Below are 25,298 nucleotides of genomic sequence, written 5' to 3' on the forward strand. Positions count from 1 at the left end.
GCACGCCCCCAAGCCCGCCGCCACATGCGGCGCCGGGCCCCGGTTCGCGTCCCCCTGCTCAGGTCGGCGCCGTCACTCCCCCTCGCCGACCGTGATCTCGATGCTCTCCGCCTGTGCCCGGGGCGCCGGCGGTACCCCGGTGCCCAGGCGCTCCTGGGCCGCCGGGCTCATCGTGGTGAGCAGCTGGCGGGCCAGGCCGAGGCCCGTGCCGCCCATGGTCAGGGCCTTGGCGAAGACGTCGGCCATTCCGTCGGCGCCGTTGAGCAGCACCATCTGGTCCACGTTGCCGAAGGCCGAGGCCCCGGCGGAGACGATCTCCGGCCACTTCTCGGCGAGTTGCTGTGCGACCACGGCCTCCTGGTTCTCCGCGAGCGCCGCCGCCCTGGCCTTGATCGCCTCGGCCTCCGCCAGTCCCTTCGCCCGGGTCGCCTCGGCGACCGCGAGCCCCTTGGCGTGCTGCGCCGCGGCCTCCGCCTCGCCGGTGAGCCGGGTCGCCGTCGCCATGGCCGCGCTCGCCAGTTCGGTCTCCTTCGCCTCGGCCTCGGCCGCCGAGATGCGGGCGTCACGCTCGGCCGCGGCGAGCGTCCTGGTCTCGTAGGCCGCCGCGTCGGCCGGCTTGCGGACCTCCGCCTGGAGCTGCTGCTCCTTGCGGTGGCCCTCCAGTTCGGCGACGCGGGTCTCCTGGACGACGACCTCCTGGCGGGAGGCCGCCTCGGCCAGCGGACCGGCCTGCCGGGCCCGGGCCGAGGCCTGGTCCCGTTCGGCCTGGTAGCCCGCCTGGAGGATCTCGCTGTCGCGGGTGGCCTCGGACATCCGCGCCGCGGCCTGCTGTTCGGCCTCGGTGGCCCGCCGGTTGGCCTCGGCCTGGGCGATCCGCGCGTCCCGCTGGACGGCGGCCGCGTGCGGGGCGGCGAGGTTCTTGATGTAGCCGGTCGGGTCCTCGATCTCGTGGATCTGCAGCGAGTCGACGATCAGGCCGAGCTTCTCCATCTCCGTGCCACAGGCCGAACGGGCCTGCCCGGTCAGCTTCTCCCGGTCACGGATCATGTCCTCCACGGTCAACCCGCCGACGATGGCGCGGAGATGACCGGCGAAGACGATGTGCACCCGTTCCGACATCAGCTTCTGCTGATCGAGGAAGCGGCGTGCGGCGTTGGCGATCGACACGAAGTCGTCGCCGACCTTGAAGATCACCACACCGCGGACCTTGAGCGGAATGCCCTGGTGGGTGACGCACTCGACGGACAGCTGGGTCTCGTTGAGGTCGAGCGAGAGCTTGCGGACCGCCTGCACGCCCGGCAGGACGAGTGTGCCGCGGCCGGTGACGATGCGGAAGCCCATGCCCGCACCGAGGCCCTCGTTCTTGTGGTTGGAACCGGAGATGATCAGCGCTTCGTTGGGTTCCGCGACGCGCCACATCATCTTGAAGACGATGACGAGAACGGCGAAGGCGCCGACGACGGCGCCCGCGAGAATGCCGATGCCCATGGACAAAGGTCCCCCTTCACCGGAGCCGGAGCGGATCCGGTGAAGGGAGTGTGCGCCCGTGGTGGGCGTCACTCAACGGTTCGGTCAACTGTCGTACGCGGCTGTGACATAGACGGTGCGTGGAGGGAGATGTTCCATGACCGTCACCACCGTTCCGACGTCGATCCGCTCCTTCGGTGAGGCCGGATGGGCGAGGAAGTGCTCGGCACCGCCCCGGATCCGGACGATCACCTCGCCGACGAGACCGGGCCCGACGGTGCCCGTCACCCGGCCGAGCAGTCCCACCATCGGGGAATCCATCGACTCGTCCATGTCTGAACGGTACGTCAGATCCATCCGTCCAGCGCGGAGATGAACCCGTCGAAGTCGTCCCGGTGGATGGTGTGGCCCGACCCGGGCACCGTACGGACGGTGAAGCCGCGGCCCGCAAGCATCCGGGCCGCCTCGGGGGAGACCAGCACGCTCGGGTCGGCGAGGGTGACGAGGGAGGGCACGACGGCCCGGTCCGGCCACAGGTCGGTGCCGATGGAGTCGACCAGGCCGTACGCCGACCGCTGGTCCCAGAGCCGTACGGAGGCCATCTCGGTGTCCAGGTCCTCGTCCGGCCAGTCCGGGTTGAAGCTCCTGATCTGCGCGCGGGTCAGCGTACTGCCGCGGACGAACACCTCGGGGCGGTATCCGTCGGGCCCCGCGCCCAGGTGCCAGGCCGGGTCGACGTAGACGGCCCTGGCGGGCTTGAGGCGTTCGGCGGCCCGTGCCAGGGCCAGTCCGCCGAGCGAGTGCCCGATGGCCAACTCGACGCCGCCGGACAGGGTTTCGACGAGGTCGTCGGCGTGGTCCGCCGGCCGGTACTCCTCGGGCCCGGCGGCCCGTGGGCTCAGCCCGTGTCCGCGCAGGTCCACGGCGACCACCCGGTAGCCGCGTTCCGCGAGCGCCGGTCCGACCCGCCGCCAGGTGCGGTGGTCGGCCATGAGGCCGTGGACGAGCAGGGCGGTCCGGTCCCCGGATCCCCAGGTGGTCGTGTGCAGACGCACGGTGCCGCCTTTCTACGGTGCTCGGCGGGCGCCGACCGGGGTCAGCGCACGCTGCGGATGGGGCGCACGGCGAGTGCGCCGAGTACCGACAGTACGGCGGCGATCAGGAACAGCGCCGTGTACCCGCCACTGAGGGAGACCACCAGGGAGGCGACGAAGGGGGCGACGATCTGCGGCCCGGCGTTGGCGACGTTGAGGACGCCCATGTCTCGGGCGGCGTCCTCGGCCTTCGGCAGCACCATGGTCACGAGGGCGGTGTCGACGGCCATGTAGCAGCCGAAGCCCAGTCCGTTGACGACGGAGAAGGCGAGCATCGCCGTCCAGCTGGTGGAGACGGCCGGTATGAGCAGGGCGACGGCGGCGAGGGCGGCGGAGGCGCCGACGAAGAGCTTGCGGCGGTCGTAGCGGTCCGAGAGCCAGCCGCCGAGCACGGTGGAGACCACCATGGCGATCGAGTTGACCGGCATGAGGATGGCCACGGCCTCCTCGGGGCTGAGTCCGGCGGGCAGGTCGGTGTGGTCCTTGAGGATGTACAGCTGGAATCCGGCCACCGCGAAGTAGCCGAGGACCAGCAGGGCCCGGCCGATGAACGCCCAGCGGAAGTCGTGGTCCTTGAGGGCGCTGCCGAAGGCGGCCAGCTGCCGCTTGACCGGCAGCGGGGCCTTGGCGGGCATGCGCTGTTCGCGGGCGCAGGCGGTGAAGAGCACGGCGGTGGCGGCGACGATCGCACCGAAGACGAGGTAGCCGGTGCGGTAGTCCTCGGAGAAGGCGGCGCCGACGAGGGCGCCGATCGTCGAGCCGACGGGGAGGCCGAGGCCGACGGCCGCGGAGGCCTTGCCGCGGGCGGCCAGCGGGATCCGGTCGGGGACCACCGAGGTCAGGGCCGCCTGGTAGATGTTCATGACGGCCTGGCCGAGGCACCAGGCGATGGTGACCAGCAGGATGGTGTGCACGCTGCCGAGGAGCAGCATCACGGGGAGGGTGAGCAGGCCGCCGGCGAGGATCCACGGGTTGCGGCGCCCCGAGCGGTCCGAGAGGGCGCCGGCGACCGGGTTGAAGACCGTCGCGAAGATTGCGGAGATGCCGGAGACCAGACCGAAGTTCGCCACCTTGCCGGCCGGGTCGATCTCCTCGATCTGGAGCGCGAGGAGCAGGCCGGGTACGCCGATGTACAGCGTGTACATCGCGGTGTTGCCGGCGAGGAGCAGCGCCATCAGCCCGCGGGTGGGTCGGCCGGCCGCGGGGGAGGCGGGGTCCGGGGTGCCGGTGCCGGAGGCGGTGGAGCCGGGGGAGGAAAGGGCCACGGTGCCCTCCTGGGGAGATCGCCCGACGAGGGGGCGAGAAGCGGATCGAACCATGAAGTGACACGTGTCAGTGACTCGTGTGAGCATTGTGTAGCACTCGATTCCGGCCATCCGCCAGACCCTGTGCCGGATCGTTCTGGAAAGATGCCGAAGCGATGAGCCAGCCAACCGAACGCACCCCCGAGCGCCCCGCCGGGCGCGCGGTCCCGACCAGCGCCGACGTCGCCCGTCTCGCGGGCGTCTCCCGGGCCACCGTCTCGTACGTCCTGAACAACACCTCGGCCGTCCGCATCAGCGAGCCCACCCGCCGACGGGTGCGCGAAGCGGCCGAGGAGCTCGGATACGTGCCGCACGCCGCCGCCCGCAGTCTGCGGGCCGGGCACAGCCGGATGGTCCTGCTGCCGACCTCCCACGTCCCGGTCGGGCCCCTCTACAGCCAGTTCTTCAACGAGTTCCAGTGGGCCCTGCGCCGCCTCGACTACACCGTCGTCCAGTACGGCAGCGTGGGCCTGGAGGCCGAGGAGGCCGCCCGCGCCTGGGCCGAGCTGCGGCCGGTGGCCGTCGTCTCGCTCGGCGAGGTCCAGCTCACCGGGCAGGGCGTCGAGATCCTCAAGCGCTCCGGGGCCCGGGCCGTGATCACCCTCGGCACCCGGGCTGTCGAGGGCACTCACGCCCTCGTCATGGACCAGGGCAAGGTGGGCGAGGTCGCCACCGCGCACCTCGTGGCGAGCGGCCGGCGCCGGATCGGCGTCGTCATCCCCGAGGAGCCGGGCCTCGCCATGTTTTCCGGCCCCCGCCTCGACGGCGCCCGCCGCGCGGTCGCCGGCACCGGGGCCACCGTCGTACCCCTGCCCCTGCGGTACGAGGAGGAGTCGGCGAACGAGCTCGCCGCCCGGTGGCGTGACCTCGGCCTCGACGCCGTCTTCGGCTACAACGACGAGTACGCGATGCTGCTCATGCGGGCGCTCCAGGACGCCGGGATCGCCGTGCCCGGGGAGACCGCCGTCGTCGGCGCGGACGACCTGCTGCTCGGGCGGCTGCTGCGCCCCCGGCTCAGCACCGTACGGATCGACATGGTGCTGGGGCGCGAGCTCGCCGAGCTGGTCGACCGGGCCGTACGGGAACCGGAAGTGCCGCCCCGCACCCGGGCGCTCCTGGACTCGCGGGTCGTCCGGCGGGAGTCCAGCTGAGCGCTTAGCGTCGGTCCATGAGCACAGTTCCGAAGCGTTTCGAGATCCTGCTGGTGCCCGCGCACGTGGAGGACCGGGGCGGCGCCGCCGTGACGGACAGCGCGGTCCGCACCGCCGTCGTGGAGGCCACCGGGCGGCACGGCGAGTCGGGTTATCCGATCTACGAGGGGCACGGCCTCCGGGCCGACATCGACCCGGAGACGCGTACGGTGGAGGCGCTGCTGGTCGACGGCCGCGAGCTCGACTACGGACTCACGGCCCTCGTACGCCCGGTGGCACGCGGCTGACCTGGGACGGTTCACGGCCCTCCGGACGCGTCCGGTGTCCGGGCCCGGCCCCGCCGTGTCCCGAAGGGGCCCGTTGACAGGGCGCTTCCGACGGGCAGAGACTCCTCGCGCGCAGCAGGACGAAAGTCTTTACGGCGAAAGTCCTTTCACCAGGGGAACGCACCGAGCCGTTCCCGAGGTCACGTGGGAGAGAACCGATGAGCATCCGCGACGTCTACATCGTCGAGGCCGTCCGCACCCCGATCGGGAAGTTCGGGGGCGCCCTCGCCCCGGTGCGCCCGGACGACCTCGCGGCGCACGTGGTCCGGGCGCTCGTCGACCGCACGCCCGCGCTCGACCCGGCGCGGATCGACGACGTCTACTTCGGCGACGCCAACGGCGCCGGCGAGGACAACCGCGACGTGGCGCGGATGGCCGTGCTGCTCGCCGGGCTCCCGGTGACCGTCCCCGGTGTCACCGTCAACCGGCTGTGCGGCTCGGGCCTCGAGGCCGTCATCCAGGCCGCCCGCGCCGTCGCCCTCGGCGACGCCTCGGTCGCGGTCGCCGGCGGCGTCGAGTCGATGTCCCGCGCGCCCTGGGTGCTGCAGAAGCCCGAGCGGGCCTTCCCGGCCGGCCACCAGCAGCTCCACTCGACCACCCTCGGCTGGCGCATGACGAACCCGCGCATGCCCGCCGAGTGGACGGTCGCGCTCGGCGAGGGCGCGGAGCTGATCGCCGACAAGCACGGCATCACCCGCGAGCAGCAGGACGCCTTCGCCCTCGCCAGCCACCGCAAGGCCGCCGAGGCCTGGGCGAAGGGGCTCTACGACGACGAGGTCGTCGGTTACCCGGGAGTGGAGCTCCCCCGCGACGAATGCGTCCGCGACACCACGTCCATGGAGGCCCTCGCCAAGCTGAAGCCCTCGTTCCGCCCCGAGGGCTCCGTCACGGCGGGCAACTCCTCGCCCCTCAACGACGGGGCGGCGGCCCTGCTCCTCGTCGACGAGGACGGGCTGCGCGAGACCGGCCGTGAGCCGCTCGCCCGGATCCGCACCTCCGCCGTCACCGGCATCGAGCCCCAGCTCTTCGGCCTCGGGCCGGTCGCGGCGGTCCGACGGGCGCTGGAGAAGGCCGGGCGCGGCTTCGAGGACCTCACGACCTTCGAGCTCAACGAGGCCTTCGCCGCCCAGTCGCTCGGCTGCCTCGCCGAATGGCCGGAACTCGATCCCGAGATCGTGAACCCGCGCGGCGGCGCCCTCGCCATCGGCCACCCGCTCGGCGCCTCGGGCGCCCGGCTCGCCGGATCGGTCGCGCACCAGCTTGCGGCGGCCGGCTCGGGCACCGGCCTGGCCGCCCTCTGCATCGGCGTCGGTCAGGGCCTCGCCCTGGTCCTGGAGCGCTGAAGTCCTGGAGCGCTGAACCCGGCCGGTCAGGCCGGCCAGCGTCCGGTCCGGCCGGAGAGCACACGAGACCGGAGGGCACACGCGACCGGACAGCATGCGAGGGGGGTACGGGAGTCGCTCCCGTACCCCCCTCGCGGTGGGTCACTGCCGCTGCCAGGCGGCCTGGCTGCGGATCACTGCCGCTGCTAGACGGCCTCGCCGCGGATCACTGCTGCTGCTTGGCGTCCTCGACGGACTTGCGGACCTCGTCCATGTCCAGCTTCCGCGCCTGCCCGATGACGTCCTCCAGGGCGGCCTCCGGCAGGGCGCCGGGCTGGGAGAAGATCGCCACGTTGTCGCGCACGATCATCAGCGTCGGGATCGAGCGGATCTCGAACGCCGCCGCCAGCTCCGGCTGCGCCTCGGTGTCCACCTTGGCGAAGACCAGGTCCTCGTGGCGCTGCGAGGCCGCCTCGTAGACCGGCCCGAACTGACGGCAGGGACCGCACCAGGAAGCCCAGAAGTCGATCAGGACGAACTCGTTCCCGCTCACGACCTCGTCGAAGTTTTCCTTGGTGAGCTCTACGGTGCTCATGCTTCCTACCTTTCGGGGTCTCCTGGCGGTGTCCTCACGGTCCCCTGGGGACTCGCCCGGCACAACGGCGTATCGAGCCGCGCTATTCCGCATCCTGCCAGCCAGACTGGGACCCATGACACGAACGGTGGCGCACGCGCACGAGAACGAGTACGACGTGGTGGTGCTGGGCGCGGGCCCGGTGGGGGAGAACGTCGTCGACCGGGTACGGGCCGCCGGCCTGACCGCCGCGATCGTCGAGGGCGAACTGATCGGCGGCGAGTGCTCGTACTGGGCCTGCATGCCCAGCAAGGCCCTCCTGCGGCCGGTGATCGCCCGCTCCGACGCCCGGAAGGTCGCGGGACTGCGCGAGTCGGTGTACGGGCCGCTCGACGCCCTCGAGGTCTTCGCGCACCGGGACCAGGTGGTCGGCGACTGGCAGGACGACGGCCAGGTGGACTGGCTGGACTCGATCGGCGTACGGATCTTCCGGGGCCACGGGCGCCTCACCGGGCCGCGCCGGGTCGAGGTCACCGGACCCGAGGGCGAGCACCACGTCCTCTCCGCCCGGCACGCGGTCGCCGTCTGCACCGGGAGCCGCGCCGTCCTCCCCGACCTGCCGGGCCTGTCCGGCGCCCGGCCCTGGACCAGCCGCGAGGCGACCAGCTCCGACCGGGTGCCCGGACGTCTCGTCGTCGTCGGCGGGGGAGTGGTGGGGGTCGAGATGGCCACCGCCTGGCACGCCCTCGGTTCGAAGGTCACGATGCTGGTGCGCGGCGAGGGGCTGCTGCCCCGCATGGAGCCCTTCGTCGGCGAGCACGTGGCCGCGGCGCTCACGGCGCGCGGCGCCGAGATCCGTACCGGGGTCTCCGTCAGCGCGGTGGTGCGCGACGGCGGTACGGGACCGGTCACCGTCGTCCTGGAGGGCGGCGACCACGTCGAGGGCGACCAGGTGCTCTTCGCCACCGGCCGGGCCCCGCGCACCGAGGACATCGGGCTGGAGAAGGTCGGTCTGAAGCCGGGCTCCTGGCTCGACGTGGACGACAGCCTCCTGGTCGACGGCACCGACTGGCTCTACGCAGTCGGGGACGTCAACCACCGCGCGCTCCTCACCCACCAGGGCAAGTACCAGGCCCGGATCGCCGGTGCCGCGATCGCCGCCCGGGCGAAGGGTGACGCCTCCCTGGACGGGGCGAGCTGGGGGCCGCACGCGGCCACCGCCGACCACGCGGCCGTCCCCCAGGTGGTGTTCAGCGACCCCGAGGCGGCCGCCGTCGGCCTCTCGCTCGCCGAGGCCGAGCGGGCCGGCCACCGGGTCCGGGCCGTCGACCTCGACATGGGGCAGGTCGCCGGGGCCGGGCTCTACGCCCAGGGCTACCGCGGCCACGCCCGGATGGTCGTGGACCTCGACCGGGAGGTCGTCCTCGGTGCCTCCTTCGTCGGCCCCGGCATCGGCGAGCTGCTCCACTCGGCGACGGTCGCGGTCGTCGGCGAGGTCCCGATCGCCCGCCTGTGGCACGCCGTTCCCTCGTACCCGACGCTGAGTGAGGCCTGGCTGCGCCTCCTTGAGGCCTACCGGGGCTGACGGGCAGTCACTTCGCGGTACCCGCCCCGGCGGTGTACGGGGTGATGAGCGCCCGGGCCGCCGAGCGGGCCGCGTCGAGGGCCGGTCGAGGATCGCGGCCCGACTCCTGGCCGAGGACGACCCGGGTGCTCAACCCGTCGAGCAGGGCCAGGAGTTCGGAGGCGCGGGCGCCGGTGTCGAGCGGGGCGAAGCGCCGCCGCTCGACCCCCGCCGCCAAGAGCGTCTCCAGATCCTCCTGCCAGCCCCGGTCCAGCTCCTCCTGGGCCTCGCGGAGCGCGCTGTTGCCGGGGGTCCGCGCCCACAGCTCGATCCACAGGGTCCAGCGCGGGTCGCGCGGGCCGCGCGGCAGGTAGAGCCGGAGGAAGGCGTCGAGCTTCCGCTCGGCCGTGAGGCGCCGGGCCAGCAGCGCACGCCGCTCCTCGGCGAGTGCGGCCTCGCTCCACCGGAGCGCCGCGAGCAGCAGCAGGTCCTTGCTGCCGAAGTAGTACAGGATGTGGCCGCCGCTGGTGCCGAGCCGCTCCGCGAGCGCCGACATCGTGAGCGAGGCGAGGCCGTCCTCGGCGATCGCCGTCATGGCCTCCTCCAGCATCCGTTCCTGCGTGACGTGTCCGTCCCGCCGTCGTGCCGCGCCTGCCACCGCCACCGTCCCCGTTCCCTCGATCCGCGGGTGTCCCTGCCGGGTCGACCCTAATCGCAACCGCCGAAGGTCTTGACGTGGCCGGAACCCATCGCACATCTTGAATGCCATTCTAAAACTTAGAACGGCATTCAAGATCAGGAGGTGCGGTGTGCTCGAACACGAGACGGCGCCCGGAACCACGGGGGCCACGGCGGCCACGGGCCGGGACGAGGTGTTCCAGGTCGAGGAACACGGCATCGACCCCATCCCCGACGCCGAACGGCACGGCAGCGCCAAGGACGTCTTCTGGCTCTGGTTCGGCTCGAACCTCACCTTCACCTACGTCATCAACGGCGCCCTGGCCGTCGCCTTCGGGCTCTCCTTCTGGCAGGCCACCCTCGTCGTCGTGCTCGGCGGCCTCTCCTTCCTCGCCATCGGCGCCGCCGGCCTCAGCGGCGTACGCACCGGCACCGCCACCCTCGTCATCTCCCGGGCCGCCTTCGGCCCGCGCGGGAACTGGCCCGCCGGCCTGCTCAATTGGATCGTCAGCATCGGCTACACCATCGTGAACACCGTGGTCGGCACCCTGGCCCTCGAAGCCTTCCTCGCCGACCTCGGCTGGAGCGGCGGAACCGCCGCCCGGGCCCTCGCCCTCGCCGTCACCCTCGCGCTGACCTTCGCCGTCGCCCTCTGGGGCCACGCCACCGTCCAGTTCGCCGAACGCTGGATGGCCTACGTCCTCGCCGCCGGCTTCGCCGTGCTCCTCTTCCTGGTCCTGCCCGGCGCCGACACCGCCGCCCCCTCCGCCGGGCCCGGCGCCGCCGGCTGGAGCCTGGCCTTCGTGGTCATGCTCGCGGGCCCCTTCTCGTACCTCCCGATGCCCGCCGACTACACCCGCTACCTGCCCCGCACGACCTCCCTCAAGGCCGTGACCTGGAGCGGCGCGCTCGGCGGCTTCGTCTCCTCCGTCGCCCTCGGGATCACCGGCGTGGCCGCCGCGACACAGGTCGACATGGCCGACGCCGTCGCGGGCACCGAGAGCCTGCTCCCCGGCTGGTTCCAGCCGCTCTTCCTCGCGCTGGTCCTCGGCGGCTCGGTCACCAACTCGATCATCACGCTCTACTCGTCGAGCCTGAACCTCCAGGTCCTCGGCATCCCCTGGAGCCGGGCCCGCGCCATCGTCATCAGCGCCGCCGTGACCGGAATCGGCTCCCTCGGAGCGCTCTTCCTCACCGACTTCACCACCTCCCTGCTGTCCTTCCTCTCCCTCCTGATCATCGTCTTCGCCCCCTGGGGCGGAGTCTTCCTCGCCGACATGGTGCTCCGCCGCTGCACCTACGACGCCGCCGGACTGCACGCGGGCACCGGCGGCCCGTACTGGTACCGCTCCGGCTGGCACCCGGCCGGCCTGACCGCCCTCCTCGCGGGCCTGCTCTTCTCCGCCCTCACCTGCGACTCCGAGCTGTGGACCGGCCCGCTCGTCGCCCCGCTCGGCGGCGCGGACCTCACCCTGCTCGGCGCGGTGGTCTCCGCCCTGGTGTACGTGCTCCTCGCCCGCCGCACCGTCGCACCGGTACGGGCCTGAGGCCTCCGCGCCCGCCCTGCCGCTGCCGCCCCCCGCCGCCACCCTCCCGCACCCGCCCTCCCCCCGTACGCACGTCACGGAGTCATCCGCCATGAACGGCACCACCACCACCCCCGCCCCCGCCGACCTCCTCCTCACCGGCGCCCGGATCCACACCGTCGACCCCGCGCTCCCCGAAGCCGAGGCCCTCGCCGTCCGGGACGGCCGCATCGTCTGGATCGGCGTCGACGCCGATGCCGGAGCCTGGGCGGGCCCCGGCACCCGCGTCATCGACGCTCACGGACGCCTCGTCCTCCCCGGCTTCGTCGACGCCCACAACCACGTCCGGCTCGGCTCCGACGACGCCTGCGTCCAGCTCGCGGGCGCCCGCACCCTCGACGAGATCCACGCCCGCGTCCGCGCCTGGCACACCGCGCACCCCGACGCCGACTGGATCGAGGCCGAGGCCTTCGACTACTCCGCCGTCCCCGGCGGGCGGATGCCCACCGCCGCCGACCTCGACCCGGCCACCGGCGACACCCCCGCCCTCGTCCTCAGCTACGACGTGCACACCGCCTGGCTCAACACCGCCGCCCTCCGGCGGCTCGGCGTCGACCGCGACCACACCGACCTCCCCTTCGGGCGGGCCGTCACCGACCCGGCCACCGGGGAACCCACCGGCTTCGTCAAGGACTTCGCCGTCAAGGGCCTCTCCCGGGACGGCCACCGCGCCCTGCGCGAGCTCGGCCTGCCGTGGGCCTCGCCGGACCGGCAGTACGGCCGCCTCGCCAAGAGCCTCGACGACGCCATCGGCTTCGGCATCACCACCGTCGTCGAACCCCAGAACTCCCTCGACGACCTCGCCCTCTTCCGGCGCGCCCGCGGCGAGGGCCGGCTGCGCTCCCGGATCGTCGCCGCGCTCTTCCATCCGCGCAGCACGACCGAGGCCGACCTGGACGAGTTCGAGGCGGCGGCGAAGGAGTTCGCGGACGACCGGCTGCGCGTCGGCCCGCTCAAGCTGTACATCGACGACGTCGTGGAACCCCGTACCGCCGCCCTCCTGGAACCGTACGCCGGCTGCTCCCACCACCGCGGCGACACCTTCTACCCGCCGGAGGAGTTCGCCGAGCTGCTCACCCGCCTCGACGCGCGCGGCTTCCAGTGCTTCGTCCACGCCACCGGCGACCGGGGCATCCGCACCGTCCTCGACGCCGTCGAGCGGGCCCGCGCCGCCAACGGCCCCCGCGACGCACGCCACCAGGTCGTCCACGTCGAGTGCCTCGACCCCGCCGACACCCCGCGCTTCGCCGCCCTCGGCGTCGTCGCCTGCATGCAGCCCCGGCACGCCGCACCCGACATCGCGGGCCCGGGCCAGGACTGGGCGGAGAACGTCGGCCCCGAGCGCTGGCACAAGGCCTGGCCGCTGCGCAGCCTGCGGGCGGCCGGCGCGGTGCTCGCCCTCTCCAGTGACTGGAACGTCGCCGAGATGGACCCCATGGTCGGCATCCACGCCGCCGTCACGCGCCGCGCGCCGGGCGGCGGGGAGGCCTGGACGGCGGGCGAGACGATCGACGTCGCCGCCGCCGTCGAGGGCTACACGATGGGCTCGGCGTACGCCAACTTCCTGGAGCACGAGCGGGGTTCGCTCACCGTGGGCAAGCTGGCCGACTTCGTCGTCCTCTCCCGCGACATCCTGCGCGTCGACCCGGAGGAGATCCCGGGCACGGTGGCGGAGACGGTCGTGGTGGGCGGCGAGGTCGTGGTGGAGCGCTGAGCGCCCACCGCTCGCGGCACCCGGACCGCGGCCCGCCCCGAGGGGGACGGGCCGCCGTGCGGGCGGACAGGCGGAGCCGCTCGGAGCGGGATCGGACGCGGATCGGGGCCGCGCCAGAGCCGGGATCGGACCGGGTCAGAGCCGGTCGAGGATCTTCTTCAGGGCGGCGACCTCGGCGGACTGGGTCCGCACGACGTCGTCGGCGAGCGCCTTCGCCGTGGCGTTGCGGCCGTTGTTCCGCTCGTCCTTCGCCATCGCGACGGCTCCGTCGTGGTGGGCGATCATCAGCTCGGCGAACTTGCGGTCGAAGGCCCTGCCCTTGAGCCCGGCCAGGTCCTTCATGTCCTGCTCGGACATCATCCCGGCCATGCCGTGACCGCCGGAGCCGTGGCCGGCGGACTCGGGCCTGCCCCAGCCCTTGAGCCAGGCCTTCATCTTCTGGATCTCCGGGTCCTGGGCCCGCTCGATCGCGGCCACCAGCTTCCTGACCTCGGGGTCCTCGGCGCGACCGGCGGCGAGCCCGGCCATCTCCAGGGCCTGCTCGTGGTGCGGGATCATCATCTGGGCGAACATGACGTCGGCGTCGTTGAAGTCGCCGGACGCGGGCGCGCCGGACGAGGACGGGCCCGACGGGGTCGCGGACGGGGCGGCGGTGGACACGGTCGCCGAGGCCGACGTGCCGCTGTGGTCCATTCCGCTCGCGCCGTCGTCGCTGCCACAGGCGGTGAGCAGGAGGCCGGTCGCGGTGGCGGCGCCGGCGAGGGCGAACTTCCTGGCGGTGCGGCGGGTGAAGGAACGCATGGGTGACACCTCGTGTGCTGTCGTACGGAAGAGATCGGGCGTACGGACGTCGTGCGGGCAGCGCGGGGCGCCCGCGGTGACGGGGGTACGGCCTAGATCCGCAGTACGGACAGCTGGGTGAGGTCGGGGGGCCGGGGCGGCGGTGCGTGCGGCCCGAGCGCGGGGGTGAGCCGCGTGAGCAGAAGGGTGAGCCAGTCGGGGCGGCGGCCGAGCGCGGCCCGGACGAGGCAGGTGAGCAGCCAGCCGCTGAGCACGGCCACGCACAGGGTGGTCATGTCCATCCCCGGCCCCGGATCGTGCCGGGCGTCGGACCCCGCACCGCCCTCGGGGGCGGCCTCGTGGTGGGACGCGGCTGCGTGGGCGGAGGCCGGGGAGGTCCCCGTATCCCCGCCGGACCCTTCGGGGTGGCCGACGGCGTGCATCAGGAACACGCCGAGCGCGAGCACGACGACGAGCAGAAGACGCGCCAGGGCGCCTTCCGCTCGTCTGCGGCGTTCCGCTGGGTGTGTTCGCACGGCCTAGGACCTCCTGGCCGGCGAATATACCGTACGGGGGTATCAGGGCGGCGTCAGGACGCGGGCGTCTCGCCCGACATCGCGGCGGCCATCCGCAGGTGCGGCGCGGCCTCGTCCGTGCGCCCCAGCCGCTCCAGGGTGCGGCCGAGCATCAGCCGGGCGTAGTGCTCGACCGGGTCGCGGTCCAGGATCGCCCGCAGCTCGGTCTCGGCCCGGGAGAGCTGGGCGGAGTGGTAGTACGCCCGCGCCAGCAGGAGCCGCTGGGCCGTCTGCTCCGGGTGCTCGGCGACCAGGCCGCGCAGGATGCGCACGGCGGTGCCGTACTCCTTCGCGTCGAAGAAGAGCTGGGCGCGGTCCCAGCGTTCGCCGGCCGTTCCGAACTCGTAGTACGTGTCGCTCACTTGCCCGCCCTTTCCAGAGGCCCGGATCTGCCACCCTGTGAGGTGGTCGACCAGGTCAACAAGCGCAGATGGTTGAACATTCCACTACAGCCTTCTCTCCGGACAGGAACAGGTTGAGCATGAGCAATCTTGATCGCCAGGCCACGGTGACGGTGTGCGGCGGCCGCGGCTTCGTCGTCGCCGAGCCGGTGCGGGAACTCCTCAGCCCCCGGCACGTCCAGCTCGGAGAGTCGACCGAGGTCCGCCGACTGCTCCCCAACCTGGGCCGCCGCATGGTCGGCGCCTGGGCCTTCGTCGACCACTACGGCCCCGACGACATCGCCGACGAGCCCGGCATGCAGGTACCTCCCCACCCGCACATGGGGCTCCAGACCGTCAGCTGGCTCCACGAGGGCGAGGTCCTGCACCGCGACTCCACCGGCAGCCTCCAGACCATCAGGCCCCGCGAACTCGGCCTCATGACCTCGGGCCGGGCCATCTCCCACTCGGAGGAGAGCCCCCGGCCGCACGCCCGCCTCCTGCACGGCGCGCAGCTCTGGGTCGCCCTGCCCGACGCCCACCGCCACGTGGAGCCGCACTTCCAGCACCACGCCGAGCTGCCCCGGGTCACCGCCCCCGGCCTGACCGCCACGGTGATCCTCGGCGCCCTCGACGGCGCCGCCTCGCCCGGCACCACGTACACCCCGCTCGTCGGCGCCGACCTCGCCCTCGCGGCCGGCACCGAGACGCGCCTGCCGCTGGACCCCGACTTCGAGTACGCCGTCCTCGCCATGTCCGGCGAGGCCCACGTCGACGGCGTCCCCGTCCTGCCCGGCTCCATGCTCTACCTCGGCTGCGGCCGCACCGAACTCCCCCTCCGCGCCGCCTCCGACGCCGGCCTGATGCTCCTCGGCGGCGAGCCCTTCGAGGAGGAGATCGTCATGTGGTGGAACTTCGTGGGCCGCACGGACGAGGAGATCCGCGCGGCGCGCGAGCAGTGGATGACGTCCGACCGCTTCGGCGAGGTCAAGGGCTACGACGGCGACCGCCTGGACGCCCCGGAGGTGCCGGCGACCCCGCTGAAGGCGCGGGGGCGAGTGCGCTGACCTGGGTAAACGTGTGACCTGGCGGGCCTGAACACGCCACGCGCCCACCATGACTGGGCCCCCGATCCGCTGCCGGCCCCTTGGGTGCGGGGCGGGGGTCCATGGGATTCGCGAGGGAGCTTCTCTGTGTGGAATGTGGGGTCCAGCACGGCTTCAGCGCCGGTGACGGCACCGGCGCAAGTCCGCCGCTTCGCTTCGTCGTCGTATGTGCCCTCTCCGCCACGACGTGATCGCGCAACTTCCGCCGACCCGCGCTACGCCCAGCTCCCGCCAGGGGGCATTGAGGAGCCGCTTGGCGCTGGAGCGCCGGCCGCAGGTGGCCCGCGTGGCGCGCCGACACACTGCAGTCACCCTGAAGAGGTGGGGACGCGTTCGACCACACGCGTGCAGGCAGTGCCGGGATGCCGGGCTCAGGAAGATCAGGCGTGGCGGGGGTCCGCCTAGAGCTCCGCCACCCCCGTGTGACTTAACCGGATCCGTCATTCTCTAGACAACGTTGTCATAGCTCGGCAGAGTGGTGCTCGCAGTTCAGACGGTTCTGGAGAGGTTGGGCGGATGGTGTACGGAGCGCTGGACATCGGTGGTACGAAGATCGCCGGGGCGCTGATCGACGCCGAGGGGCGCGTGGTGGCGAGGGTGCAGCGGCCGACGCCCGCGCGCGAGTCGGCCCGGGCGATGATGGCGGCGGTGACCTCGGTGGTGGACGAGCTCTCGGCCCGTCCCGAGTGGGGTGCGCTGTCGTGCTTGGGGATCGGGAGTGCCGGTCCTGTGGACACTTTCGCGGGCACGGTGAGCCCGGTGAACATCCCGGCCTGGCGCTCCTTCCCCCTGGTGGAGCGGGTGCGGAGCCATCCCGCCGTTCCGGCGGGCATCGAGCCGGTGCTGGTCGGTGACGCGGTCGCGATGGCGGCGGCGGAGCACTGGATCGGTGCGGCAAAGGACGCGGCGAACGCCCTGTGCATGGTCGTCTCGACCGGGGTCGGCGGAGGCTTGATCCTGGGGGGATCCCTCCATGCGGGGACGACGGGGAATGCCGGCCACATCGGGCACATCACCGTTGACCAGAACGGCCCGTTGTGCCCGTGCGGCGCCCGGGGATGCGTCGAGCGCTACGCCAGCGGTACGGCGATCGCCGCACACGCGCTGGAATCGGGCTGGACGCCCCCGCCGGGCCTTCCCGCCACCGCCCGCGAGGTCGAGGTCTCGGCCCGGGAGGGCGACCCGAGGGCGCTCGCCGCGTTCGACCGGGCCGGCCGCGCCCTGGCCGCCGCCATCGCGGCGACGGCCGCACTCGTCGAACTCGACCTGGTGGTCGTGGGAGGCGGTGTCTCTCAGGCGGGCGACGTGTTGTTCGGGCCGCTGCGGCACCACCTGAGGTCGTTCGCGGTCCTCGACTTCACGCGCGACCTTCCGGTCGTGACCGCCGGTCTGGCTCTCGACTCCGGATTGATCGGCGCGGCCGCCGCCGGCGTCGCGGCCTCTGGGCTGTCCCGTGCCGGCGCGGGTGCGACCGGCCTGACGGCCAACTGACCCCTGACCCTGCACCGGACATGGGCGGGGCCACTGTGCCCGCGCACGAGCGCCGATAGCCCCCACGACGCGTGGCGCCCTGCCCTCACCTCACCCGTAAAGCACTCCAGGAAATGGTCATGGATCTCCTCCACAACACCGTTCAGCCCTACGACTGGGGCTCCCGCACGCTGCTGCCGGAGCTCATGGGGGTGCCGCCCACCGGGGCGCCCCAGGCCGAGCTCTGGATGGGTGCCCATCCGGCGGCGCCCTCCCGAGTGCTCAGGGATGGAGTCCCGGTCCCGCTGGACCGCCTCATCGCCGAGGATCCGGAGCGCGAGCTCGGCGCGGTCACCGTGCGCCGGTTCGGGCCCCGGCTCCCGTTCCTGCTCAAGCTCCTGGCCGCCGAGGCGCCGCTCTCCGTCCAGGTCCACCCGGACCTCGCCCAGGCCCAGGCCGGCTTCGCGCGGGAGAACGCGCTGGGTGTGCCCCTGGACGCGCCCGATCGCAACTACCGCGACGACCAGCACAAGCCCGAGATGATCGTCGCCCTCACCCCCTTTCGGGGGCTGTGCGGTTTCCGGAGCCCGGCGGACACCGCCGACCTGCTCGACTCCCTGAAGGTCCCGGAACTGCGGCCGTACATCGAGACCCTGCGAGTCGTTCCCGAGCGGCAGGCGCTCGCGGAGGTGTTCCGGGCCTTCCTCCGACCGCCGGCGGGTTTGCTTGACGCCGTGGCCCAGGGGCTGGCGGCCGCAGCGGGAGAAGCCCCCGTCACTGCTTACGACCGCATTGCACGTGCTCACCCCGGAGACCCTGGACTTCTGTCCGCGCTGATGCTCCGGTACGTCGAACTGAGCCCGGGCGAGGCGCTGTTCATCGGAGCCGGAGTCCCGCACGCGTACCTCTCCGGACTGGGAGTGGAGATCATGGCGAGCTCCGACAACGTCCTGAGGTGCGGACTCACCTCGAAGTACGTCGATGCGGAGGAACTGACCCGGGTCGTCCGCTTCGACGAGCCCCCCGCCCGCGTCCTGGTCCCTCGGAAGCAGGGGGACGAGGATGCGTATCCGGCGCCCGTGGACGACTTCCGCCTGTCGCGGTACCGCCTGCGCGCCGGGGAGCCGCGCCGGCGTGTGACGCTGGACGCCCCACAGATCCTTCTCTGCGCCAGCGGGACCACCACCGTCTTCTCGTCGGGGGACAGCTGTGTCATCGACCCAGGGCAGGCCGTGTACGTGCCCGCGGGCACCGAGGCCGGCCTGGAGGGGACCGGTACGGTATTCCGCGCCACGACGGGCACCGCCCAACGCGTTGGTTGATCACTGGGCTTCAACAAAACCGGGACTAAACTTAACCGGTTATGTTTCGGCTATTGTTATCGGCCATCACGACCTCTAGCCTCAACTCGGCCGCCAGGAACCGGCAGGAGAAATCGCCGATAAGAAGGCGACGACCTGAACCGCACCTGCGGTTGATCCCCACTGCCCGGAACCGAGCCGCAGCACCCTCCGGGCAGTGGGGGACGGACGGCGGCGGCCTGCCCACTACCCGTGGGCCCGCCCGGGGCGACCGGCCCCGATCGGCCGCGATCTCACTCCATGTCAGGCACCGCCGCGCCCGATCTTCCCCTGAAGGCGCGGTTCGAGTTGGGAGCACCACATGAACAGGACACGGGTCCTCTCGGCGGCGACGCTGCTCGCCCTCGTCGCCACGCTCGCCTCGGTCCCCGTCACCGCCCAGGCCGCCGAGCGGTCCGACGGCTTCCGCGTCGAGGACGGACGGCTCGTCGACGCCACCGGCAAGGACTTCGTCCTCCGCGGCGTCAACCACGCCCACACCTGGTACACCGACCGCACCGGGCAGTCCCTCGCCGACATCAAGGCTCTGGGTGCCAACTCCGTGCGGGTGGTCCTTTCCACCGGCACCCGCTGGACCAGGAACGACGCCTCCGACGTCGCGGCCGTCGTCGCGCAGTGCAAGGCCAACCGGCTCGTCTGCGTCCTGGAGGCGCACGACACCACCGGATACGGAGAGCAGAGCGATGCGGCCTCCCTCTCCGAGGCCGTCGACTACTGGCTGGAGGTGGCGAGCGCACTGAAGGGCCAGGAGAAGTACGTCATCGTCAACCTCGGCAACGAGCCCCACGGCAACGCCGGTTACAGCGCCTGGACGCAGGACACCAAGGACGCCATCGGCCGGCTGCGCGCGGCCGGCTTCGACCACACGCTGATGGCCGACGCGCCCAACTGGGGTCAGGACTGGTCGAACACCATGCGCGAGAACGCCCCCGCCGTCTTCGCGGCCGACCCCGACCGCAACACCGTCTTCTCGATCCACATGTACGGCGTGTACGACACCGCCGCCGAGGTCGAGGACTACCTCGGCAGCTTCGTCGACCGCGGTCTTCCGATCGTGGTCGGCGAGTTCGGCTACGACCACTCCGACGGGAACCCCGACGAGGACGCCATCATGGCCACCGCCCGACGGCTGGACCTCGGCTATATGGGCTGGTCCTGGAGCGGCAACGGCGGCGGCGTCGAATACCTCGACCTCGCCACCGGCTTCGACGCCGAGCAGCTCACCCCCTGGGGCGAGCGCCTCTTCCAGGGCCCCGACGGCATCCAGCAGACCTCGAAGGAGGCCGGTGTCTACCGCCGAGGCTGCTCCGTCGCCTACCGGCTGGACGACTGGGGCACCGGCTTCAACGCGGACATCACCGTCCGCAACACTGGCGAACAGCCCCTCAAGAGCTGGAAGCTCGATTTCGAACTCCCGGCCGGCACCACGGTGAACTCCTCCTGGAACGCCTCCGTCACCCAGACCGGCCGACAGGTGCGTGCCACCAACGAGTCCTGGACCGCGTCCGTTCCGGTCGGTGGGGCCGTGAGCTTCGGCGTCAACGTCGCGGGCCCCGGCGCCGTGCCCGCCTCCTTCAGCCTTGACGGCGTCCCCTGCGCCAAGAGCTGACCCCCGTACCGCACCCGCCGCACCGGGTGCGAGAGGAGCGGGCTCCGTGGGCACGTCCCTGCCCCGGAGCCCGCTCCTCGTTTGCTTCCGCCTTCCCCACCGGGCTGGCGGAAGGCGTTGAGGGGCTGCCCCTGGAGAGGCAGCCCCTCAACGCTGTTTCTGGCCTACGTACGCCGCGGCGGCCCCGTCGATCCGCGAGGCGTCAAGGACGGCGTGGGCACCTGATATGCGCCCGTGTGGGTCCCCTCGATGACCCCGAACAGGGTTCGGGCGACCTGTTCGCCGAACTGGTGCACGTCGTGGCTCATCGCCGACAGCGGGGGGTGGGTGAGGCGGCACAGCTGGGAGTCGTCCCAGGCCAGCAGGGAGAGGTCGTCGGGGACCGCGAGCCCCATCTCCGCGGCCACCGCGGCCCCGGCGACGGCCATGATGTCGTTGTCGTACACGATCGCCGTCGGCCGGTCCGGGGCCGTCAGAAGACTACGCGTCGCTCGCGCCCCCTCCTCCCCGACAAAGCCGGTCGCCACCTGCCGGCGTCCGTCCAGACCCAGTTCGGTCATGGTGTCCTCGAACGCTGCCGCCCGGATGCCGCTGTGTCCGAGGCCGGCGGGGCCGCCGACGCGGGCGATGCGCCGGTGTCCGAGCGCGGCCAGGTAGCGCACCGCCTCCGCGGCCGCCGAGGCGTCGTCCGTCCACACCGAGGGGAACCCGCCGGTCAGCGACGGATGGCCGACGGCGACGGCCGGCATGCCGAGGGTCCGCAGGGGGGCGATGCGCGGGTCGTCCTGGTGGAAGTCGACGAGGATCGCCCCGCCGACGGTCCTGCCGCGCCACCACTCCTTGTAGAGGGCGGTCTCTTCGTCCAGGTCGCGGACGAGCCGGAGGAGGAGGGAGCAGGAGCGTTCGGCGAGGACGTCCTCGATGCCGGAGATGAACTCCATGTAGAAGGGTTCGAGGCCGAGGAGGCGGGCGGGCCGGCAGATCGCCAGGCCGACGATGCCCGCCCGCTGTCCGGAGAGGTTGCGCGCGGTCTGGTTCGGGCTCCAGCCGAGTTCCCCGGCCGCCGCGAAGATGCGCTCCCGAGTCGCTGGGGACACTCCTGGGCGGTTGTTGAAGGCGAGGGAGACGGCACCTTTGGACACCCCGGCCAGCGCGGCCACGTCGTTGATCGTGACCCGCTGGCCGGGGATGCGGGAGGCTGGGGCGCTCACGCCGCTCCCACGCTGAACAGGGCCGCCCGTACGGCCTCCGGGTCGTCGCCCGCCCAGCCGCGCACGCCGATCCGGACCTCCTCGCCCGGCAGGAGGGTGACCAGGCCCTGGTCGGCGCGGGCCGTCGGGGCCAGCCGGTCCGCCTGGAGCAGGAGGTCCCGTACGAGGGTGCGGGCGGTGACGGTCACGACCGAGCCGCCCTCGCCGGACGGTTCGACGAGGACGTCGTACGCGGCCGCCGGATACGCGAACTCCTTCTCGTAGACCGGCAGGTGGACCGCCCGGAGGCCGTCCGCGTCGGCGACCAGCAGTTCCTTGCCGGAGTCGGCCGCCGGCAGGAGGGAAGCCGGGACGACCATCCGCACCACCGTCCGGGCCTCCGCCTCCAGGTCGAGGGCGACCTCCTTCAGCACGGTGCCGTCGGCGGCGACGCGGCGCAGGGTGACGGTGGTGCGCCAGGTGGTGCCGGACTGGTTGTCGAGGGCGAGCACCGGGCCCTCCTCCGCGGGGACCAGGCTGAGGAGCCGGTCGGCGTAGACGCGGCGCAGCTCGTGGTAGAGCGGCTTGAGGTGCCCGTCGCCGTCGATGGCCGCCCAACTGCTCACCGGCCAGCAGTCGTTGAGCTGCCACACGATCGTGCCCGCGCAGACCGGCCAATGGGAGCGCCAGTGCTCGATGCCGGCGGCGACGGCGCGGGCCTGGACGACCTGGGCGAGGTAGTGCCAGCGGTCGAAGTCGCCGTCGGGCAGGCCGAAGTGGCGCTCGATGCCGCGGTTCAGCTTGCCGTTGCCGTCCTCGGCCTTCTGGTGGTGCAGCATCCCGGGGGAGTCGGGGGCCAGGTGCTCGCCGGGCAGGGCGCGCCGCAGGGTGCTGATCGCGGGCGGGGCCTGCCAGCCGAACTCGGCGCAGAAGCGGGGCACGTCGGCCCGGTACTCGGCGTAGTCCTGGCGGTTCCAGACCTCCCACGAGTGGTGGGTGCCGTGCCGGGGGTCGTTGGGGTGGTGGTCCCAGGAACCGGACCAGGGGCTGCCGGCGGCGTAGGGGCGGGTCGGGTCGAGCTCGGCGACGATCCGGGGCAGGGTCCCGAGGTAGTAGCCCTCGCCCCAGGAGTCGCCGGCCAGCGGCGCCTCCCACTCCCAGTCGCGGAAGCCCCAGAGGTTCTCGTTGTTGCCGTTCCAGAGGACGAGGCTGGCGTGCGACATCAGGCGGACAACGTTGTCGCGCGCCTCGGCCTCCACTTCTCCGCGCAGCGGCTGCTCCTCGGGATACGCGGCGCAGGCGAAGAGGAAGTCCTGCCACACCATCAGGCCCAGCTCGTCGCAGACGTCGTAGAAGGCGTGGTCCTCGTAGATCCCGCCGCCCCAGATCCGTACGAGGTCGACGTTGGCCTCGGCGGCCTGGGTGAGACGGGTGCGGTACCGCTCGGGCGTGACCCGGGACGGCAGGACGTCGTCGGGGATCCAGTTGACGCCGCGTGCGAAGATCCGTACGCCGTTGACGACGAAGGTGAAGCCGGTGCCGTGGGCGTCCTCGGAGCGGTCGACGGTGACGGTACGGAAGCCGATCCGCCGCGACCAGGAGTCGAGCGGCGTGCCGTCCTCGTCCAGGAGCTCGACGTCGAGCCCGTACAGCGGCTGGGAGCCGTACCCGCGCGGCCACCACAACTCCGGCTCGGGCACCTCCAGTCGGAGCACTGCCTCCGCCCCCTCGAAGGAGGTCTCGGCGGCGACTCCGGCGACCGTGGCCCGCAGGGTGAGCGGACGGCCCGCCCCGTTCTCGGTGCGCGCGGTCCCGGCCCGCAGTTCGACGTGGCCGGTGGTGCCGTCCATGGTGACCAGCGGGCGGACCTCGGCGAGGCGGGCGGTGGACCAGTGCTCGATCCGCACCGGGCGCCACATGCCGGCGGTGACCACGGTGGGGCCCCAGTCCCAGCCGAAGGAGCAGGCCATCTTGCGGATGTACTGGAAGGGTTCGGGGTAGACGTTGGGCCGGTCGCCGGTGAGCGCCCGGACCCTCTCCGCCTCGTCGTACGCCGAGTCGAAACGGACCTCCAGCGGCCCCGACCGGCCCGTGACGTCGAAGCGGTGGACGCGGTGCATGTTCCGCGTCGTACCGAGCGACTCCCCGCCGACGAAGACCTCTGCGGCGGTGTCCAGGCCCTCGAAGACCAGCTCGGAGCGCTCGTGCCCGCCGCCGTCGGCCGTCAGGTCCGTCAGGTACGACCACGCGCGACGGCCGACCCAGGCGATGTCGGTCTCGTTCGACCCGAGGAACGGGTCCGGTATCACTCCTGCGGCGAGCAGGTCGGTGTGGACACAACCGGGCACCTGCGCCGGGAGCACCGCGCCCTCGTGGCGCAGGCTCCACCCCTCGTGCAGCTGGGTGACGTCCTTCATGGTGTGCGGCTCCAATCGCCTGGCAGTGGGCGGGATGCGTGTACGGGCCGACAAGCTAGCCGTACATTTACTTAACTGTCCATGAACCGGTGAAGCGTAGGTGGTCAGCACGGTGCGCAGCGCATCGGGCACATGGCCGCATCGGCACTTGGCAATCGGCTGGTCCGGGTAACGATTAGGCATCACGCTGGAAATCAACACTTTACCGGTTCACGACTGGCTGACATAGTGCCGTCATCCCACCGATGACCTGAGCCGTGACTTTGAAGGAGTTGGGCCATGGGGAACAAGAAGACGACGGCACTTTCGGGCGCTGTGCTGGCCGCCGTGATGCTCGCGCTGTCGGCGTGCGGCGGCGGAGGCGGCGGTGCCACCGGAGAGGTGGCCGCGCCTCCGTCGGACCCGAAGGAGGTCTCCGGCGAGATCAAGGTCCTGACCCAGCGGACCGACCTGGTCCAGAGCGGGGCGCTGCAGAAGTACGCGTCCGAGTTCAACAAGGTCTACCCGAAGGTGAAGGTCACGTTCGACGGCATCACCGACTACGAGGGGGAGGTGAAGATCCGCATGAACACCAAGGAGTACGGTGACGTGCTCTTCATCCCCGGGGCGGTGGCCAAGAACGACTACCCGAAGTTCTTCGCCCCTCTCGGGACCACCGACGAACTCTCGAAGTACCGCTTCAGCGACAAGACCGAGGTGGACGGCAAGGTCTACGGCATCGCGCAGTTCGGCACCGCCAACGGCTTCGTCTACAACAAGAAGCTGTGGCAGCAGGCGGGCGTCACCGCGTGGCCGAAGAGCACGGACGAGTTCCTGGCCGGCCTGAAGGCGATCAAGGACAAGACTGGTGCCACCCCGTACTACACCAACTTCAAGGACGGATGGCCGCTGGTCCAGTGGACCAGCAACCTCGGTGTCGTCGGCTGTGACGCCCAGGCGAGCAACGCGCTCGCGGGCCCGGTCTCCCCCTGGAAGGCCGGGAGCGAGCTGAACGTCGTCGACAGCCTCCTCTACAGCATCGCGAAGCAGGGGCTGTCGGAGAAGGATCCGACGACTACGAACTGGGAAGTCTCCAAGGCGCTCCTCGGCGAAGGCAAGATCGCCACGATGATGCTGGGCTCCTGGTCGATCACGCAGATGCAGGCCGCCGCGGTGGAGGCCGGTGGCTCGGCCGACGACATCGGCTTCATGCCCTTCCCGGTCCAGAAGGGCGGCAAGCACTGTGCCGCCCTGGTTTCCGACTACCAGCAGGCCGTGAGCGTCTACTCGGAGAACAAGCCGGCGGCGCGCGCTTGGGTGGACTGGTTCACCGAGAAGTCGGGCTTCGCGGAGAAGGAGGGTGTGGTCTCCGCGGTCAAGTCGGCACCCATGCCCGCCACCCTGAAGGACTTCGTTGACAACGATGTCATGCTCTTCGACCGCTCCGAGGCGAAGACCGCGGCCGTCAACGACATCGACGAGGCGGCCGAGATCGGCCTCAACAAGCAGGACTACCGTCAGAAGCTGATCGACACGGCCCGGGGGGCCGCGAAGGGCAGCCTGGAGGACTTCTTCGCCGACCTGAACAAGAGGTGGGACGAGGCGGCGAAGACCGTCGGTAGCTGATACCGGCGGAGCGGGCCCCGGCCGT

General features: G+C 72.1%; 22 protein-coding genes. 11 read left to right on the forward strand and 11 right to left on the reverse strand.

Annotation, left to right across the window (positions count from 1 at the left end; translation table 11 throughout):
- Positions 1-72: 72 nt before the first annotated feature.
- From DEJ43_RS34380 to DEJ43_RS34395, 4 genes are all read right to left on the reverse strand, one after another.
- Positions 73-1,488 (reverse strand): flotillin family protein, encoded by a 1,416-nt coding sequence (locus DEJ43_RS34380; protein ID WP_015038057.1) that lies wholly within the window; start codon positions 1,486-1,488, stop codon positions 73-75.
- A gap of 84 nt (positions 1,489-1,572) precedes the next feature.
- A complete protein-coding gene (locus DEJ43_RS34385) occupies positions 1,573-1,800 on the reverse strand; it encodes a hypothetical protein (protein WP_041663218.1) in 228 nt (75 codons plus the stop codon).
- A gap of 14 nt (positions 1,801-1,814) precedes the next feature.
- Positions 1,815-2,522, reverse strand: a complete 708-nt coding sequence (locus tag DEJ43_RS34390) for an alpha/beta fold hydrolase (RefSeq protein WP_015038059.1) — start codon at positions 2,520-2,522, stop codon at positions 1,815-1,817.
- Positions 2,523-2,563: 41 nt separating this feature from the next.
- Positions 2,564-3,826, reverse strand: a complete 1,263-nt coding sequence (locus DEJ43_RS34395; protein WP_015038060.1) for an MFS transporter — start codon at positions 3,824-3,826, stop codon at positions 2,564-2,566.
- Positions 3,827-3,981: 155 nt separating this feature from the next.
- Between DEJ43_RS34395 and DEJ43_RS34400 the strand changes: the two genes are divergently transcribed.
- The 3 genes from DEJ43_RS34400 (at position 3,982) to DEJ43_RS34410 (ending at position 6,685) form a co-directional block, all read left to right on the forward strand.
- On the forward strand, positions 3,982-5,016 hold the full coding sequence (locus tag DEJ43_RS34400; RefSeq protein WP_015038061.1) for a LacI family DNA-binding transcriptional regulator: 1,035 nt from the start codon (positions 3,982-3,984) through the stop codon (positions 5,014-5,016).
- Between the two features lie 17 nt (positions 5,017-5,033).
- Complete coding sequence (locus DEJ43_RS34405) at positions 5,034-5,303, forward strand: hypothetical protein (protein ID WP_015038062.1); 270 nt, start codon at positions 5,034-5,036, stop codon at positions 5,301-5,303.
- A 197-nt stretch (positions 5,304-5,500) separates the two neighbouring features.
- Positions 5,501-6,685, forward strand: a complete 1,185-nt coding sequence (locus tag DEJ43_RS34410; RefSeq protein WP_015038063.1) for a thiolase family protein — start codon at positions 5,501-5,503, stop codon at positions 6,683-6,685.
- A 205-nt stretch (positions 6,686-6,890) separates the two neighbouring features.
- Here the strand turns inward: DEJ43_RS34410 and trxA are convergent, their stop codons facing one another.
- Entirely contained in the window at positions 6,891-7,259 is a 369-nt protein-coding gene (gene trxA, locus DEJ43_RS34415) for a thioredoxin (protein WP_015038064.1), read from the reverse strand.
- A 115-nt stretch (positions 7,260-7,374) separates the two neighbouring features.
- Between trxA and DEJ43_RS34420 the strand changes: the two genes are divergently transcribed.
- Positions 7,375-8,823 carry a dihydrolipoyl dehydrogenase family protein gene (locus DEJ43_RS34420; protein WP_015038065.1) on the forward strand — a complete coding sequence of 483 codons (1,449 nt, stop codon included), beginning with the start codon at positions 7,375-7,377 and terminating at the stop codon, positions 8,821-8,823.
- Positions 8,824-8,830: 7 nt separating this feature from the next.
- Here the strand turns inward: DEJ43_RS34420 and DEJ43_RS34425 are convergent, their stop codons facing one another.
- Entirely contained in the window at positions 8,831-9,460 is a 630-nt protein-coding gene (locus tag DEJ43_RS34425) for a TetR/AcrR family transcriptional regulator (protein WP_041664510.1), read from the reverse strand.
- A gap of 151 nt (positions 9,461-9,611) precedes the next feature.
- On the opposite strand from DEJ43_RS34425, the gene DEJ43_RS34430 reads away from it, so the two are divergent.
- Both DEJ43_RS34430 and DEJ43_RS34435 read left to right on the forward strand, forming a co-directional pair.
- Positions 9,612-11,027 carry a purine-cytosine permease family protein gene (locus DEJ43_RS34430; protein WP_015038067.1) on the forward strand — a complete coding sequence of 472 codons (1,416 nt, stop codon included), beginning with the start codon at positions 9,612-9,614 and terminating at the stop codon, positions 11,025-11,027.
- A 91-nt stretch (positions 11,028-11,118) separates the two neighbouring features.
- Complete coding sequence (locus DEJ43_RS34435) at positions 11,119-12,780, forward strand: amidohydrolase (RefSeq protein WP_015038068.1); 1,662 nt, start codon at positions 11,119-11,121, stop codon at positions 12,778-12,780.
- Positions 12,781-12,915: 135 nt separating this feature from the next.
- Here DEJ43_RS34435 and DEJ43_RS34440 read toward each other — a convergent pair whose 3' ends face one another.
- The 3 genes from DEJ43_RS34440 to DEJ43_RS34450 all read right to left on the reverse strand — a co-directional run bounded on the left by DEJ43_RS34440 (position 12,916) and on the right by DEJ43_RS34450 (position 14,497).
- Positions 12,916-13,581, reverse strand: a complete 666-nt coding sequence (locus DEJ43_RS34440; protein WP_015038069.1) for a DUF305 domain-containing protein — start codon at positions 13,579-13,581, stop codon at positions 12,916-12,918.
- Between the two features lie 92 nt (positions 13,582-13,673).
- The gene (locus DEJ43_RS34445) at positions 13,674-14,096 is read right to left on the reverse strand and encodes a DUF6153 family protein (protein WP_015038070.1); all 423 of its coding nucleotides are present in this window, start codon (positions 14,094-14,096) and stop codon (positions 13,674-13,676) included.
- Between the two features lie 53 nt (positions 14,097-14,149).
- On the reverse strand, positions 14,150-14,497 hold the full coding sequence (locus tag DEJ43_RS34450; protein ID WP_015038071.1) for a tetratricopeptide repeat protein: 348 nt from the start codon (positions 14,495-14,497) through the stop codon (positions 14,150-14,152).
- A 119-nt stretch (positions 14,498-14,616) separates the two neighbouring features.
- On the opposite strand from DEJ43_RS34450, the gene DEJ43_RS34455 reads away from it, so the two are divergent.
- The 4 genes from DEJ43_RS34455 (at position 14,617) to DEJ43_RS34470 (ending at position 20,061) form a co-directional block, all read left to right on the forward strand.
- A complete protein-coding gene (locus tag DEJ43_RS34455; RefSeq protein WP_015038072.1) occupies positions 14,617-15,582 on the forward strand; it encodes a pirin family protein in 966 nt (321 codons plus the stop codon).
- Positions 15,583-16,137: 555 nt separating this feature from the next.
- Complete coding sequence (locus tag DEJ43_RS34460) at positions 16,138-17,112, forward strand: ROK family protein (RefSeq protein ID WP_015038073.1); 975 nt, start codon at positions 16,138-16,140, stop codon at positions 17,110-17,112.
- 119 nt (positions 17,113-17,231) lie between these two features.
- A complete protein-coding gene (gene manA, locus DEJ43_RS34465; RefSeq protein ID WP_041664512.1) occupies positions 17,232-18,413 on the forward strand; it encodes a mannose-6-phosphate isomerase, class I in 1,182 nt (393 codons plus the stop codon).
- 340 nt (positions 18,414-18,753) lie between these two features.
- A complete protein-coding gene (locus DEJ43_RS34470; protein WP_015038075.1) occupies positions 18,754-20,061 on the forward strand; it encodes a cellulase family glycosylhydrolase in 1,308 nt (435 codons plus the stop codon).
- A 164-nt stretch (positions 20,062-20,225) separates the two neighbouring features.
- Here the strand turns inward: DEJ43_RS34470 and DEJ43_RS34475 are convergent, their stop codons facing one another.
- Together DEJ43_RS34475 and DEJ43_RS34480 are read right to left on the reverse strand one after the other, a co-directional pair.
- On the reverse strand, positions 20,226-21,272 hold the full coding sequence (locus DEJ43_RS34475) for a LacI family DNA-binding transcriptional regulator (RefSeq protein WP_015038077.1): 1,047 nt from the start codon (positions 21,270-21,272) through the stop codon (positions 20,226-20,228).
- Complete coding sequence (locus DEJ43_RS34480; protein ID WP_015038078.1) at positions 21,269-23,668, reverse strand: glycosyl hydrolase 2 galactose-binding domain-containing protein; 2,400 nt, start codon at positions 23,666-23,668, stop codon at positions 21,269-21,271. Before DEJ43_RS34480 ends, DEJ43_RS34475 begins: the two co-directional genes overlap by 4 nt.
- 279 nt (positions 23,669-23,947) lie before the next feature.
- Here DEJ43_RS34480 and DEJ43_RS34485 point away from each other — a divergent pair, with 279 nt between their 5' ends.
- Entirely contained in the window at positions 23,948-25,273 is a 1,326-nt protein-coding gene (locus DEJ43_RS34485; protein ID WP_015038079.1) for an ABC transporter substrate-binding protein, read from the forward strand.
- Positions 25,274-25,298: the final 25 nt, after the last annotated feature.

This window comes from Streptomyces venezuelae ATCC 10712, assembly GCF_008639165.1.
Lineage (GTDB): Bacteria > Actinomycetota > Actinomycetes > Streptomycetales > Streptomycetaceae > Streptomyces > Streptomyces venezuelae.

Coding starts and splice junctions, on each gene's coding strand:
- DEJ43_RS34380 (WP_015038057.1), bottom strand. CDS start 1,488: ATGGGCATCGGCATTCTCGCGGGCGCCGTCGTCGGCGCCTTCGCCGTT.
- DEJ43_RS34385 (WP_041663218.1), bottom strand. CDS start 1,800: ATGGACGAGTCGATGGATTCCCCGATGGTGGGACTGCTCGGCCGGGTG.
- DEJ43_RS34400 (WP_015038061.1), top strand. CDS start 3,982: ATGAGCCAGCCAACCGAACGCACCCCCGAGCGCCCCGCCGGGCGCGCG.
- DEJ43_RS34405 (WP_015038062.1), top strand. CDS start 5,034: ATGAGCACAGTTCCGAAGCGTTTCGAGATCCTGCTGGTGCCCGCGCAC.
- DEJ43_RS34410 (WP_015038063.1), top strand. CDS start 5,501: ATGAGCATCCGCGACGTCTACATCGTCGAGGCCGTCCGCACCCCGATC.
- trxA (WP_015038064.1), bottom strand. CDS start 7,259: ATGAGCACCGTAGAGCTCACCAAGGAAAACTTCGACGAGGTCGTGAGC.
- DEJ43_RS34420 (WP_015038065.1), top strand. CDS start 7,375: ATGACACGAACGGTGGCGCACGCGCACGAGAACGAGTACGACGTGGTG.
- DEJ43_RS34435 (WP_015038068.1), top strand. CDS start 11,119: ATGAACGGCACCACCACCACCCCCGCCCCCGCCGACCTCCTCCTCACC.
- DEJ43_RS34440 (WP_015038069.1), bottom strand. CDS start 13,581: ATGCGTTCCTTCACCCGCCGCACCGCCAGGAAGTTCGCCCTCGCCGGC.
- DEJ43_RS34455 (WP_015038072.1), top strand. CDS start 14,617: ATGAGCAATCTTGATCGCCAGGCCACGGTGACGGTGTGCGGCGGCCGC.
- DEJ43_RS34460 (WP_015038073.1), top strand. CDS start 16,138: ATGGTGTACGGAGCGCTGGACATCGGTGGTACGAAGATCGCCGGGGCG.
- manA (WP_041664512.1), top strand. CDS start 17,232: ATGGATCTCCTCCACAACACCGTTCAGCCCTACGACTGGGGCTCCCGC.
- DEJ43_RS34470 (WP_015038075.1), top strand. CDS start 18,754: ATGAACAGGACACGGGTCCTCTCGGCGGCGACGCTGCTCGCCCTCGTC.
- DEJ43_RS34480 (WP_015038078.1), bottom strand. CDS start 23,668: ATGAAGGACGTCACCCAGCTGCACGAGGGGTGGAGCCTGCGCCACGAG.
- DEJ43_RS34485 (WP_015038079.1), top strand. CDS start 23,948: ATGGGGAACAAGAAGACGACGGCACTTTCGGGCGCTGTGCTGGCCGCC.